Origin of the sequence: Sporosarcina sp. NCCP-2222 (assembly GCF_023168145.1) — a bacterium.
GTDB lineage: Bacteria > Bacillota > Bacilli > Bacillales_A > Planococcaceae > Sporosarcina.
This window is the reverse complement of sequence record NZ_BQYK01000008.1, coordinates 73,822-86,213: the sequence shown is the minus strand read 5'-3', so window position 1 is coordinate 86,213 and position 12,392 is coordinate 73,822. Positions and strand designations below refer to the sequence as shown.

The window sequence follows — 12,392 nt, the reverse complement described above, 5'->3', positions numbered from 1 at the left end:
GCTGGATACCAAAAGGCTGCCTGGAATGATGAAAAGGAAGGGGATAGGGATATGGCAATGCCAACACATATCGTAGCTGCAGGAGGAATTGTAGAAGACAAAGAGGGGAATATCTTGCTCGTCAAAACGCACCATGGAGGCTGGGTTTTTCCCGGAGGGCAAGTTGAAGTGGGAGAAAATGTGATGGATGCCGTACGCCGGGAAGTGAAGGAGGAAAGCGGCATTGATATCGAAGTGGAGAAGCTCATTGGGATTTATTCGAATACCGGCATACATAAGTGGCATGACGGTGTGACAGATGTGCCAACGAAAGTAATGATGGATTTTGCATGCAATCCGGTTGGCGGCGAGCTGAGCACTTCCGAAGAGACTTCCGATTGCCGGTGGGTACGCAAGGAGCAAGTACTCGACTATATTACGGGGCCAGCTTATCGAACTCGCTTTCAGGCCTATCTGGTATTTGACGGGAATGTCAGATATATGGATTATGTCACGCATCCCGAATTTGAAGTGAATCTGGATCGAACAGTATGACGATGAAGCAAACTGCGGGAAAGCCAGCCGCAGGGCGAAACCTAGAATGGAAGCGGAAAGGGAGTATCCTCATTTGGGGGCTTGTCCTGCTTATAGTGCTGACTTTCTTGATAAGCCAGGTACTCAGTTATCCAATTGTAAAATTACTGCCGCTCGGAGTCATCAGTATCGTGGGGTTTGGCTTGCATAAGTGGATGTCATCCTATTCGGCTAAAAAGCTTCCGTTTGAGAACTGGCTGCAAGTGGAGTTTCCAGAAAAAATCATTTTGCTCCGCACATGGGGGTTTGAACTCGTGTTTGCTCTTATTCTCCTTTCGTTGGGAGCTGACCCGATCAAAGATTTGATGGAGTTGAAAACACCTGTTTATCAGGTCAATTCTCTCTTTTTGGAGCTGGCCATTCTTTTTGCTGTTCTATCTGTACTGCCGATGTTCATTTATTATGCGTTCGATAAGTGGAAACGCACCTCCATTGAGGGGCTGTTGATAACAAAAGAGAAAAGTGAGGCTGATACAATGGAAGAATATTTATATGACCGTTTAATGGCAGATTATGATGATACCTTATCATCTGGAGGAATAGATGGAAAACGGCTCGCGCACCGTTTAAGCGAGCTTTCGAAGATTGGACAGACAAAAGACAAAGGAGTGGACCGGCCGGGATTTTCCAAAGAGGAGAAAGACGCGAAACATCTTGTGATGGGCTGGATGAAAGAGGCTGGCTTGGACGTCAGGGAAGACGGTGTCGGCAATGTGTTCGGCCGATTGAAAGGCGATGATGAGCATCGGGTCATATTATCCGGCTCTCACGTCGACAGCGTGCCGAACGGAGGGAATTTTGACGGGCCGCTTGGTGTAATTGCGGCATTAGAGGTAGTGGAGGCTTGGAAGTCATCGGGATACCATCCGAAAAAGTCCTTTGAGGTCGTCATTTTTTCGGATGAAGAAGGGTCGAGATTTGGTACGGGCTTGACAGGAAGCCACGCCATGATGGGGAAATTAAATCCCGAGGACACCGCTCGCTTAAAGGATGATGGGGGCAAATCCTTTGAGACCGTAATGGAGGAATACGGCAGCTCATTGGACCAAGTATGGCAAGCGAAGCGTAATGTCCGTGAGATCGAGTTGTTTGTGGAAGTACATATTGAACAAGGAAAGCGCTTGGAACAGAACCAGTTGCCTGTCGGTATCGTCAAGGGGATTGCTGGGCCAGTATGGATGAATTTCACCTTTGACGGCGAGGCGGGGCATGCGGGGAATACACCAATGGATGACCGGAGGGATCCTGTTGTAGCAGCTGGCGCATTTGTTCATCAGTTGGCAGACTTGCCGAGGCGTTATAGTGAAACGGCTGTTGCGACGGTAGGCAAACTGAATGTCTATCCAAATGGCATTAATGTTATTGCGCAGAAAGTCGAGTTGACGGTAGATGTTCGTGATATTTTGCTGGAAGAACGGAAGCAACTTGTGGAGGCGATTATTGAAACAGCTCAGGCGGCAGGGAAGCAATACAATGTCAGCGTGTCATATGATGAGATGCTGGCAGTCGATCCGCTGTTAATTGATCCACAGCTTACATCAGGCATTAAAGAGTCGATTGCAAGTTTAGATTTGGAGCCTATGGAATTGGTAAGCGGCGCGGGGCATGATGCAATGGTGGTGGGCCGGGAAGTACCAGCTGCGATGATCTTTGTACGCAGCAAGAAAGGGATCAGCCATAATCCTGAGGAATGGACCGACTTGAACGATTGTGTGATGGCTGTTCGTGTTGTAAAAGATTTTGTTGAGAAGAGAATGGCGCTATAAGATATTAGATTGCAAGATGGTGTTTCTAGCTAGAATCCTTGTTGAGCTCCCGGCAATAACTAAATTGATTGTAAGAAGAAAGACGACTGAGAGAAGATCATTCTTAGTCGTCTTTTTGATTTCAAGTCATTTAGTAAGAAAAGTGAACTTTGGTATGTAGTTATGGATGCTGTACAGCCAGAAGTTTCTCCATTGCGGCCTTTAACGATTTCATAAAACGAATTTCCAAAGTGAACTCCATATCGTTCCATTCTTTTACATGTTGTGGATGAAGTCCGGCGATAACTACATTAAAGCCTAACAACTGCAATACTTTTAACAAGGATTCAAGCCCCTCCAAGCCACTTTGCTCAATATGTCCAACCGCAGTGAAATCTAAAATTAGTGTCTCCACCTCGGAAAGAAAGGCACGCTGGGATAACTTGGCGGCGATCAATTCGGTTTTTGTCTGGTCAAGCCCGCCGTAAATGGGAATCAAGGCAATGGCATCGGTCACTTCAATAAAGGGAGAGGACAGCTTAATATTCTCGTGCAACAGCTCTTCCGCGTTCTCCTTGGCTTCAAGAAGTTCAAAATTTGTATCGTTCAGGCGGGTTCGAAGGCTGATCAGCTGTTCGCTTACTTTTTCAACAGCTTTATCTTTCTCAATAATGAGTACTTCTCCAATTTCTCCTTCCGACCAGGCTACATACAGGTCTGCCAGAACAATGCTGCCCGAACTAGAGAGGACATTGATTTCTAGCGCTTTGATAGGTTCGAAGCGAAGGAGGTTCATGACCGCCTTTGGCCGGCTCTCTTCTTCGATGACATCGAGAATGGTTTGGGCGCTTGCTAGAACTAGCTTTGCTGTTTCGTTCGCTTTGATGATCTCCAATTCTGCGTTAATGGCATAGATGGGGATGGCTAAGCCGGTCTTAAGAAAAGGCATTGATGGTTCCCACTCCTTCTTGTGCGAATGTGAGCCACCGATGAAGCTCCCTTAGATTCGACATGATGATTACTTGCCCTGGCCCTGAGGCTGCTTCCTCTTCGAAATGGACATGGGGAGCCATCCGGCCACCAATCAGCACGGTCGGATGGCCGGCTGTTTGGGAAAGCACTTGAACGGATTTTTTCAACGTCGGCAGCCGATAGGAAAGTGCCGCCGACATGGCAATGACATCGGGCTGCCAGGCGTTCGCTGCGGTTTCTGCGTGCCGCAGGGGAAGATTGGGTCCTAAGTATCGCACACTCCAGCCGAACTCTTGAAAGACGGCGGATGCCATTTTGAGACCAATATAATGCTCTTCTCCTTCCACTCCAAAAAGCATCACTTTTTTTCTGTTTCCTTGTTCTTTTGAGGAAGACCTAAATTCGAAATCCGAGATAATAAAGTCACAAATGGCGGTTGCCAGATGTTCATCGGCAACCGTGATTTCATTGCGCTCCCACAACTTTCCGATGTATGTCATGGCTGGCGTCAAAAGGTCTTCGTATAGAGTGAGCCGATCATTTTCTGTCAGAACAGTGTGGATATGTGTTATGGCCAACTGTTCTTCTCCACTAAGAAGCAGATTTGCCAATTTGATGGAATGATCGCTCATTCGATCCTCTCCTTTTACTTTGGGTTCTGTAACGAGTTGAGCGCGAGCTCTAAGCAATGTAAATAAGATTGTTCTCTGATGGAGTCCAGCTTTCCAGGAATATGCTTCTGCAGCCTCTGGAAGTTATCGACAATCAATTCTGTCCCTACATTTCGGCTTGTCAATATTTCATTTAACCATTCTGTGTAATCGATGAAAAAACGGCTGTCATCCATTTGAAACGCGGTTTCCAAATGATCCAGATGATGATGATTATCTTCAATTGTCCGTTGATGGCCGTTTTCTCCAAATCGTTCCCAAAGAGAAGGATAGGCTTCGTATATTTCCTTAACAACCGCTTCCACGATCGGTTCTTTCACATGCAGTTCCATTATTCAGCCACCACCTTATACTGGTTCACTTTCGGGATGATGGAGGCAAGCTCTTGATCAGGATATTTCTTCTCAAGTTCGTGTATTTGTTTGAATTGTTCACTGCGAACCCAATTCAAATACTGATCTCTGGATGCCCACTCCATATGCACTACAAGTTCACCCGTGCGCTTCTGGTTTTGCAACAATTGAAAAGAGAGGAATCCATCCGTCTGATCGACTAATTTAGATCGATTTTGATAAATGCCGATAACTTCCTCTGCTTTCTCCTCTGGTACAATAAAAGTCGAATTGACAATATACATGCAGAACTCCTTGTGATTTGGATTTGAATACCATTTTAATATGTTCCTAGTGTAACATAGCTTTGTTAAAATCTAAAACAGGTTGTCCCATTATTCTGGCAGTATAAATAACTTGCTTGAGCAGCGAGAAAATAAAAAAAGCAGTGGAGATTGTGTCCTCCACTGCTTTTGAAATCCCTATTCTGGTCAGTTTGGCCAGCTTAAAGGGCATTTGGATCTGGCTGATGAATACCAAACAAATTTCCTTCTGTATCCGTATAATAACCTTGCCACGCCATTTGCGGAAGCGCGTATTTTGGCATTGCGACAGTTCCGCCATTCTGCAAAATTTTAGCTTCCGTTACATCATAATCTGCCACGCCCATTGTACAGGCAAATCCGTTTAGAGGTTGGTTCGCTGATGGGGCTGGTCCTTTTCGTTGCATTAAAGCTCCGTTAATGCCCGGTTCATTTTCATTACCGGTAACAGCGCCGAAGTACGGCATGCCTGCATAGTCGCTCCAATCCTCAAACGTCCATCCAAATACGTTCTCGTAAAATGTTTTTGCTCGTTCCATATCATCTACATGAATTTCAAAATGAATTAACCTGCTCATCGCAACCTCCGTAATAGAGAAATAGGTTCGTTTTCTTATACTAGCCTTAATCCAGCAGTTTCATACTCTAGATGAGAAATAGTTCACGAAGTTTCTTATTTCCATGGCAACAGACGGTTTTCCACCCATTGCAGAAAACGGTTGAATGCTAAACCGAGCAATGACAGGACAAGAACGCCGACCATCAGTTTAGTCGTTATCATTAAGTTCCCATAATGTAAAACCATTGATCCAATCCCGCTTTGCGCAGCAATCATTTCTGCGGCAACGAGCAACAGAAGGGAGGTCCCTGCAGCCAGTTTCAAACCTGCAAAAATCATGGGCAGGGAACCGGGCAAGATAACTTTTCGGATGACGTTTAAGTGATTTGATCCGAAAGTGACGGCCGCTTTGATTAAGATTGGATCGACATTTTTTACACCAGAGTATGTATTGATGACAACAGGGAAAAAGACACCTAGTGAAATAATGGTCACTTTAGATAATTCCCCAATCCCAAGCCATAAGACAAACAATGGAAGCAAGGCAATCTTAGGTATTGGATAGATGGAATAGACAATCGGGGTCCCGATGGCATCCGCCCATTTAGAGAAGCCAAGGAGCAGGCCGACAACTATGCCGACGACAGATCCAATTAAATACCCAACTCCAATGCGATAAAGGCTTGGAACCAGATTCTTCACGATTTCGCCGCTCAGCAGCATATCCCACCCGGTTGTCACAATAGCGGTAGGGGCGGGAAGAAAGAGAGGGGAGACAATATGCAGACTGCAAATGATCTCCCACACGATGAGAACCCCGGCAATCCCTAAAATAGAAGCGTATAATGGAACTTTTTTATCCAGAAATGCAACTCGGTTTGTAATCATTTTTTTTGTCATTCCATTATCACTCCTTCAACGCATCAACGGCATCTTGGCGTATTAATTGCCAGATCTGTTCTGCGTAATCGTCAAACTGGGCCCGGTACTGTGCATCCCCTCTGCCCATCTTTGGCAAGTCGATCGGGATGATCTCTTTGATTCGCCCAGGATGACGGGAAAGGACGATGACCCGGTCAGCCAAGTAAACAGCTTCTTCAATATTATGCGTCACATACAAAGTACTTAGCTGAGTACGGTTCCAGATGGTCAGCAATTCTTCCTGCATTAAGGTTCTGGTCTGCGCGTCCAAAGCGGAAAACGGCTCGTCCATCAATAACAGGTCTGGTTCTACAGCGAGAGCCCGTCCGATGCCGACCCTTTGCTTCATCCCGCCGGACAGCTGCTTAGGATACGCATGTTTGAATTCGGACAAGCCAACCATATCGATATAGTAATTGCCTTTTTCCATCTGATCCTGCTTGCTCATCTTTTTTTCTTCGAGTCCATAGATGACGTTTTGGTACACAGTGCGCCAAGGGAAGAGGGCAATTTCCTGGAAGACGATGGAGACGGTCGGCTCCCGCTTTTCATCTTCCATGTCCTCGAAATAAATGCTGCCGGAGCTTGGTGAAAGCAATCCGCCGACGATATTCAGCAACGTTGATTTACCACAGCCGCTTGGCCCAACTAGAACGACAAATTCTTTTTCATGGATCGTGAAATTAATATCTTCTAGTGCCGTGGTCTCTTCTTTCTTGGATTTCTTGAACTTTTTCCCGACATTGTCAATGACGATTCTCATGCAAGTCTCACTTCCCTAGCTGTTGTAACGCTTTTTCAAGCAATTCCGTATTGACGATGGAAGAAGTATCAATTGAACTATCGATCAAATTCTCTTTAACATACCAATCGACTTGCGTCTGGATATCAGACGACAGCAATTTGCCATCCCGATCCATGTACGGCAGCCCTAGTTTAATCAAATCAGGTTCTTGATCCGTATATTTTGCGATAATTTCAATGACTTCATCATAGTTCTCGCCCGGCACAACCTCGCCGTTTTCTTTTTGCAAGGCAGCATCATAATAGTATTGCGTCGCTTTAGCATACGCCTTCATGAAACGAACAGCGACATCTTCATCATCTGCAAACTTCTGTGAGAAGAAGATTCCCGATGTTTGATAGTCGAACTCATCCCCGATTTGCGCAACAACTTTGCCATAGCCTTCTTTCACCACACGCGAAACGTTTGGCTCGTTCAGCAGTACAGCATCAACATTTTTGCTTTGCAATGTTTCCATAAGACCAGGAATACTATTTAATGGAACGAGTTCAACATCAGCTGTCGACAGGCCATGCTCTTCAAGAAGTCTTCCCGCCATATAATGATAAGTGGAACCGGTTTGGGTAATTCCGATCTTTTTGCCTTTCAGTTCTTCAACGGCAGAAATGGATGAATCGGCTGGAACTAATAAAGCGGTCGAGCTATAGCCTTCGTGCTCTCTGCCTTTATCCGCCACGATTTGCAGTTTTTCTCCGCCCGCCACCATATTATATAAACCGGCTGTAATGCCTGTAGCTCCGACTTGAATATCGCCGCTAGCTGTCGCCACCGCAATCGGTTGAGCTGCTTCGAACCATTTAACATTTGGCGTAATGCCTTCTTCTTCGAAGAACCCTTTTTCAATTGCAATAAAGAGGGGAGCGGAGCTCGTCAATTTCAGCATGCCAATATCCACTTTGGCTTTAGAACCACCCTCAGCTGCTTCCGTTTTCTCATCTTTTTTTCCACAGCCTGCTAATGCAAAAACGAGTACAAAAGCAGCCACAAGTGCGAAAATCCTATTCTTTCTCATTCTATCTTCCCCCTTATCTCTATATGTGGAGTGCTCCCGTGAAAATATGCAAGTTAGCAATCTCGGAATACTCACAAGTTTAGAATAGCATAAATTGTTGAGTAATTTCAGCCTTATTTAATAAATTTGTCGAACTTTGTAGATGGCATCAGTATGTTAAGAAATGAATTTCAAGCCGACTGCCGAGCTTAAAATGAGTGCAAGGCACAGAATCCGTTTCCAGTCCCTTGGTTCATCATAGAAAATCATGCCGAGAAGAGCGCCTCCTGACGCGCCAATTCCAGTCCAAATGGCGTAAGCGGTCCCCATCGGCAACGTACGCATGGCAAATGCGAGCAACAGAAAACTGCTTGCGAAGCCTGCTATCATATATAGAAGAGACATAGCATTGCGATCTTTATGGAATTTATTGATCATTAAGACCCCAACCGTTTCAAATAAACCCGCGAAGACAAGGGAAATCCAAGCCATTATTATTCCGCTCCTTTCTTTTCTGTTTCATTTGTCACTAATTTCAACCCGATAACACCGGCTAGCAATAATACGATAAGCAACGATTTTGCAATAGACATTGCTTCTCCGAATAGTAGGGTGTCGGCTAATACAGTACCAGCCGTACCCAAGCCGACAAAAACGGCATACACCGTTCCTACAGGCAGTTTTTCACTCGATTTAATTAAGATATAAAAACTGATGATGATCGCGATTACGGTGCCAGTCCATTCCAGCAGTCCTTCCGCATGCTTTAACCCGATGACCCAGCCCACCTCGAAAACAGCGGCCAGTATCACTTGCAGCCAATTCGAATTCATATTTTATTCCTCCTCAAATAATAATAAAAAGCCTGGGAGATGACTGTATATAAACAGTATCTCCCAGGCTTTTATCCTTCCGTGGCACAGCTGCGCAAGCTGTGAGTTTACTCTCGGTCCAGGCCAACTCACGTTGCGGAACCCTAGAAAACATTTTTAGTTATGCAATTACTACTGATTATACACACTTTCATACGAGTGGCAATGGAAAGGGGTGACAAATGTCATTTGAAATGGTGACAGAGTATACTGACCAGCATTCATGAAGTTTTCTATTCTATAGATAAAGGAGTTGGTGTGAAAATGCATTCAGTTGTACAAATTGAAAATTTAACTAAGGAGTTTAAAGGCAGAAAGGCTGTTGAAAACGTTTCATTTTCTGTCGAGCCTGGGGAGATCATCGCCATACTGGGCCCAAATGGTGCCGGGAAGAGTACGACAATGCTAATGATGCTTGGCCTGCTGAAGCCGACCTCAGGAGAAGTAAAACTATTTCAAGGAGATCCGGTTTCACGCGCGGTACACGAACGAATTGGTGTCATGCTGCAGCAGGTGAGCTTGATGGATGCATTGAAGGTGAAGGAATTGCTCGCTCTATTCCAAAGTTATTATCCGAATCCCCTGTCAATGGAAAAGCTAGTTGAATTGACTGGAATGACATCTGATGAATTGAATAAGCGGACAGAAAAGCTATCTGGCGGCCAAAAACGCCGTGTCGGGTTTGCCTTGGCACTAGCCGGCGATCCGGATCTCCTCTTTTTTGACGAGCCGACTGTCGGGATGGATAGTACGGCGCGTAAGCAATTCTGGTTAACCGTTAAGGAGTTGGCGGCACAGGGGAAGACGATTCTGTTCTCCACTCATTATTTGCAGGAAGCGGACGATATCGCATCGCGAATCATTTTGTTCAATCAGGGCAAAGTCATTGCAGACGGCTCACCGCTAGAGCTGAAACAGAGCCTGCTTCGTCAATCGATCTCCTTTAAAATGAACGAAACGACGAAAAAAGAAATATTGATGAGTCTGCAAGATGTGCTGGATGTGTTGGAGGATAAAGGGCGGTTTACCGTAATGACAGAAAACCCAGATCATGTGTTGCGTAAGTTGTTCGAGCTGGATATGAAATTGGAAGATGTAGCAATTGAAAAAGGAAGACTGGAAGACGCATTTGAGCATCTGACAGTCGAGCAGGAGGTGTCTTGAGATGAGTATGCTACTTAGAGAATGCAAAGTAGAAGTGATACGTATTTTCCGAAATCCTTATTTCATCTTTTGGTCGCTGCTTATGCCGATTGTTTTTTATGTTATTTTTACAAAAGTGGTCAATCAAGGAATGGAAAATCAAGCAGAGTGGAACGCCTATTTTCTTATGTCCATCGCAGCTTTCAGTGTAATGGGCAGCTCGATCATGACACTTGGCATCCGGATGGTCCAGGAGAAAAGCGAAGGGTGGACCATATTGCTGCGCGTAACCCCTTTGCCGGCTTCCTACTATTTCATTGCCAAAATGGTGGGGCAATCAGCGGTCCATATTTTTTCCATCTGCATTATTTTTCTCTCTGGTTTTTTGATCAATGGTGTCACGATGCCGATCGGCGAATGGATTTTATGCGGGGGATGGATTTTACTAGGATCCGCTCCGTTTTTAGCTATGGGGTTGCTCGTTGGGACAATGAAAAAAGTGGATACCGCTTCTGGTGTCAGTAACATTTTCTACTTGTTGCTAGCGATCACGGGCGGCCTATGGATGCCAATGGAGATTTTGCCGAAATTGGTACAAACAATCGGCATGTGGCTGCCGGCTTTTCATTATGGCAATGGTGCATGGTCGATTGTCCGTGGAGATTTCCCTGAGGTAAAGAATGTTCTGATACTAGTTATGTACCTCTTGTTATTCATGGTAATATCAGTATATAGCAGAAGGAAACAGGAAGTGGTGTGAGATGAAGAGTTTCGAATTATTCCCTAAACGTTTTGGCGTAACACCTTATATTTTTTTAGTATATCTGTTCATGCCGCTTTTTCATGTTATCCACAGTGAAAAGCAGTCAATGGCAGTAATGGGCTACGGCTTATTACTGCTTTTCCTCGTTACGTACTGGGCGATCTACAATTCCAAACTAGATACCAATAACGGCTGGTGGCTCACTATTCAAATGGCGGTCATCGTCATATTTACTGTTTTCTATAGCCCTTACAATCTTTTGCTCGGATTTTTCACATCAAATTTTATAGGCTGGTTTGCGGGAGAAAAACATTTCAAGTGGGCCGTTAATCTTTTCATTGCCATTCTTGTCTTGTGCCTTGGCTGGATTTATATCCAGAATGGACTATCCATTGTCCTCTTTCTTCTTCCATTTCTCGTTGTTATGATTATGTCTCCTTTTGGCATCCGGCATATGAATGAACGGATGGATTTAGAGCAAAGGCTGGATGTCGCCAATGAACAAATCAAAACATTAATTAAGCAAGAGGAACGGGTCCGGATTGCGAGGGATTTGCACGATACACTCGGCCATACCTTATCATTGATCACTTTGCAAAGCCAAGTAATTCAGAGGGTTGCATCTTATCCCGACAAAGTCGGCGTTGCTGCACTAGAAATTGAAACAGCTTCCAGATCTGCCTTATCACAAGTGAGAGAGCTCGTATCCGACATGCGATATCGTACAATTGAAGAAGAGCTTGCACATGCCGATCAAATATTAACAGCAGGCGGCGTTAAGTTGCAAGTTCATATGGCTGGAGGATTGTCGGAACTTTCACCGCTTCAACATCATATTGTCGGGCTTTGTTTACGTGAAGCGTCGACAAATATCGTTAAGCATAGCAATGCGGCCAATTGCACGGTGCAAATAGATATGGGCCAAGGTGTAAGTACAATGCGTATTTGCGATGATGGAAGGGGAATGGCTCCGGCAAAACGCGGCAATGGGCTGAGGGGGATGGAGGAGCGTCTTGCCTTAATTGAAGGGAATCTGGCCATTGAATCTGGAAATGGCACATGTTTACTAATTGCTATACCGCTCGTAGTGAAGTCTGAGGAGGTCATTGTTTAATGATACAAATTGTAATAGCGGAAGACCAACGGATATTGCGAGGAGCACTTGGTACCCTTCTCGATTTTGAGGAGGATTTTAAAGTGGTTGGAGAAGCAGAAAATGGGGAAAAGGCGTTGGAAATAATTAATCGCCTGCAACCTGACATCTGCCTTCTCGATATTGAAATGCCCATCATGAGTGGTCTCGAAGTGGCTGCCCGGTTATATGAAATTGGCGCGTCGACAAAAGTCATTATTTTGACGACATTTGCCCGTCCCGGTTATTTTGAACGTGCCATAAAGGCGAAGGTGCATGGGTATTTGCTGAAAGATGGGTCGATTCATGATCTGGCGGCTGCCATTCGAAATGTAATGAAGGGGAAAAGGGAGTTTGCTGCTGAATTGATTATGAACTCCTATCACGAAGATAATCCGTTAAGCGAAAGGGAAAGAGAAGTATTACAATTGGCTGCAAACGGGAAAACAGGCAAGGAGATTGGGGCCGAATTATATCTTTCCGCAGGTACAGTTCGGAACTATATGTCCGAAATTTTGCAGAAGGTGGAAGCCAAGAATAAAGTGGAAGCCATTGCCATCTGCCGGGAAAAGGGATGGCTTTAATTATCA

16 protein-coding genes and 1 riboswitch are annotated in these 12,392 nt (G+C 45.0%); of the genes, 6 read left to right on the top strand and 10 right to left on the bottom strand.

Going from position 1 to position 12,392, the window contains the following annotated elements:
* Both NCCP2222_RS16240 and NCCP2222_RS16235 read left to right on the top strand, forming a co-directional pair.
* The coding region (locus NCCP2222_RS16240) for an NUDIX hydrolase (RefSeq protein WP_309295976.1) at nucleotides 1-534 on the top strand (534 nt) is incomplete at its 5' end.
* Nucleotides 531-2,339 carry a Zn-dependent hydrolase gene (locus tag NCCP2222_RS16235; protein ID WP_309295975.1) on the top strand — a complete coding sequence of 603 codons (1,809 nt, stop codon included), beginning with the start codon at nucleotides 531-533 and terminating at the stop codon, nucleotides 2,337-2,339. The genes NCCP2222_RS16240 and NCCP2222_RS16235, both read left to right, overlap by 4 nt.
* A gap of 160 nt (nucleotides 2,340-2,499) precedes the next feature.
* Here the strand turns inward: NCCP2222_RS16235 and NCCP2222_RS16230 are convergent, their stop codons facing one another.
* The 10 genes from NCCP2222_RS16230 to NCCP2222_RS16185 form a co-directional block, all read right to left on the bottom strand.
* Nucleotides 2,500-3,267: an STAS domain-containing protein gene (locus tag NCCP2222_RS16230; protein ID WP_248513392.1), complete on the bottom strand. Its 768-nt coding sequence runs from the start codon at nucleotides 3,265-3,267 to the stop codon at nucleotides 2,500-2,502.
* Complete coding sequence (locus NCCP2222_RS16225; RefSeq protein ID WP_248513390.1) at nucleotides 3,254-3,922, bottom strand: cobalamin B12-binding domain-containing protein; 669 nt, start codon at nucleotides 3,920-3,922, stop codon at nucleotides 3,254-3,256. The genes NCCP2222_RS16230 and NCCP2222_RS16225 overlap by 14 nt, the downstream gene beginning before the upstream one ends.
* Nucleotides 3,923-3,936: 14 nt before the next feature.
* Nucleotides 3,937-4,293 (bottom strand): hypothetical protein, encoded by a 357-nt coding sequence (locus NCCP2222_RS16220; RefSeq protein WP_248513388.1) that lies wholly within the window; start codon nucleotides 4,291-4,293, stop codon nucleotides 3,937-3,939.
* Complete coding sequence (locus NCCP2222_RS16215; protein ID WP_248513386.1) at nucleotides 4,293-4,598, bottom strand: antibiotic biosynthesis monooxygenase family protein; 306 nt, start codon at nucleotides 4,596-4,598, stop codon at nucleotides 4,293-4,295. Before NCCP2222_RS16215 ends, NCCP2222_RS16220 begins: the two co-directional genes overlap by 1 nt.
* 200 nt (nucleotides 4,599-4,798) lie before the next feature.
* On the bottom strand, nucleotides 4,799-5,194 hold the full coding sequence (locus NCCP2222_RS16210; RefSeq protein ID WP_248513385.1) for a VOC family protein: 396 nt from the start codon (nucleotides 5,192-5,194) through the stop codon (nucleotides 4,799-4,801).
* A 95-nt stretch (nucleotides 5,195-5,289) separates the two neighbouring features.
* A complete protein-coding gene (locus NCCP2222_RS16205; protein WP_248513383.1) occupies nucleotides 5,290-6,075 on the bottom strand; it encodes an ABC transporter permease in 786 nt (261 codons plus the stop codon).
* Between the two features lie 7 nt (nucleotides 6,076-6,082).
* Nucleotides 6,083-6,859, bottom strand: a complete 777-nt coding sequence (locus tag NCCP2222_RS16200) for an ABC transporter ATP-binding protein (protein ID WP_248513382.1) — start codon at nucleotides 6,857-6,859, stop codon at nucleotides 6,083-6,085.
* A gap of 7 nt (nucleotides 6,860-6,866) precedes the next feature.
* On the bottom strand, nucleotides 6,867-7,913 hold the full coding sequence (locus NCCP2222_RS16195) for an ABC transporter substrate-binding protein (protein ID WP_248513381.1): 1,047 nt from the start codon (nucleotides 7,911-7,913) through the stop codon (nucleotides 6,867-6,869).
* Nucleotides 7,914-8,069: 156 nt separating this feature from the next.
* Nucleotides 8,070-8,384: a DMT family transporter gene (locus NCCP2222_RS16190; protein WP_282570724.1), complete on the bottom strand. Its 315-nt coding sequence runs from the start codon at nucleotides 8,382-8,384 to the stop codon at nucleotides 8,070-8,072.
* Between the two features lie 2 nt (nucleotides 8,385-8,386).
* Nucleotides 8,387-8,725 carry a DMT family transporter gene (locus NCCP2222_RS16185; RefSeq protein ID WP_248513380.1) on the bottom strand — a complete coding sequence of 113 codons (339 nt, stop codon included), beginning with the start codon at nucleotides 8,723-8,725 and terminating at the stop codon, nucleotides 8,387-8,389.
* A 58-nt stretch (nucleotides 8,726-8,783) separates the two neighbouring features.
* A riboswitch (guanidine-I (ykkC/yxkD leader) is annotated at nucleotides 8,784-8,883 on the bottom strand.
* Between the two features lie 145 nt (nucleotides 8,884-9,028).
* Here NCCP2222_RS16185 and NCCP2222_RS16180 point away from each other — a divergent pair.
* Genes NCCP2222_RS16180 through NCCP2222_RS16165 form a run of 4 tightly spaced genes read left to right on the top strand, consistent with a single transcriptional unit; the run spans nucleotide 9,029 to nucleotide 12,386 of the window.
* On the top strand, nucleotides 9,029-9,928 hold the full coding sequence (locus tag NCCP2222_RS16180) for an ABC transporter ATP-binding protein (protein WP_248513379.1): 900 nt from the start codon (nucleotides 9,029-9,031) through the stop codon (nucleotides 9,926-9,928).
* 1 nt (nucleotide 9,929) lies between these two features.
* Nucleotides 9,930-10,667 (top strand): ABC transporter permease, encoded by a 738-nt coding sequence (locus NCCP2222_RS16175; protein ID WP_248513378.1) that lies wholly within the window; start codon nucleotides 9,930-9,932, stop codon nucleotides 10,665-10,667.
* A 1-nt stretch (nucleotide 10,668) separates the two neighbouring features.
* Nucleotides 10,669-11,784, top strand: a complete 1,116-nt coding sequence (locus NCCP2222_RS16170) for a sensor histidine kinase (RefSeq protein ID WP_248513377.1) — start codon at nucleotides 10,669-10,671, stop codon at nucleotides 11,782-11,784.
* Nucleotides 11,784-12,386, top strand: a complete 603-nt coding sequence (locus NCCP2222_RS16165) for a response regulator transcription factor (protein WP_248513375.1) — start codon at nucleotides 11,784-11,786, stop codon at nucleotides 12,384-12,386. The genes NCCP2222_RS16170 and NCCP2222_RS16165 overlap by 1 nt, the downstream gene beginning before the upstream one ends.
* Nucleotides 12,387-12,392: the final 6 nt, after the last annotated feature.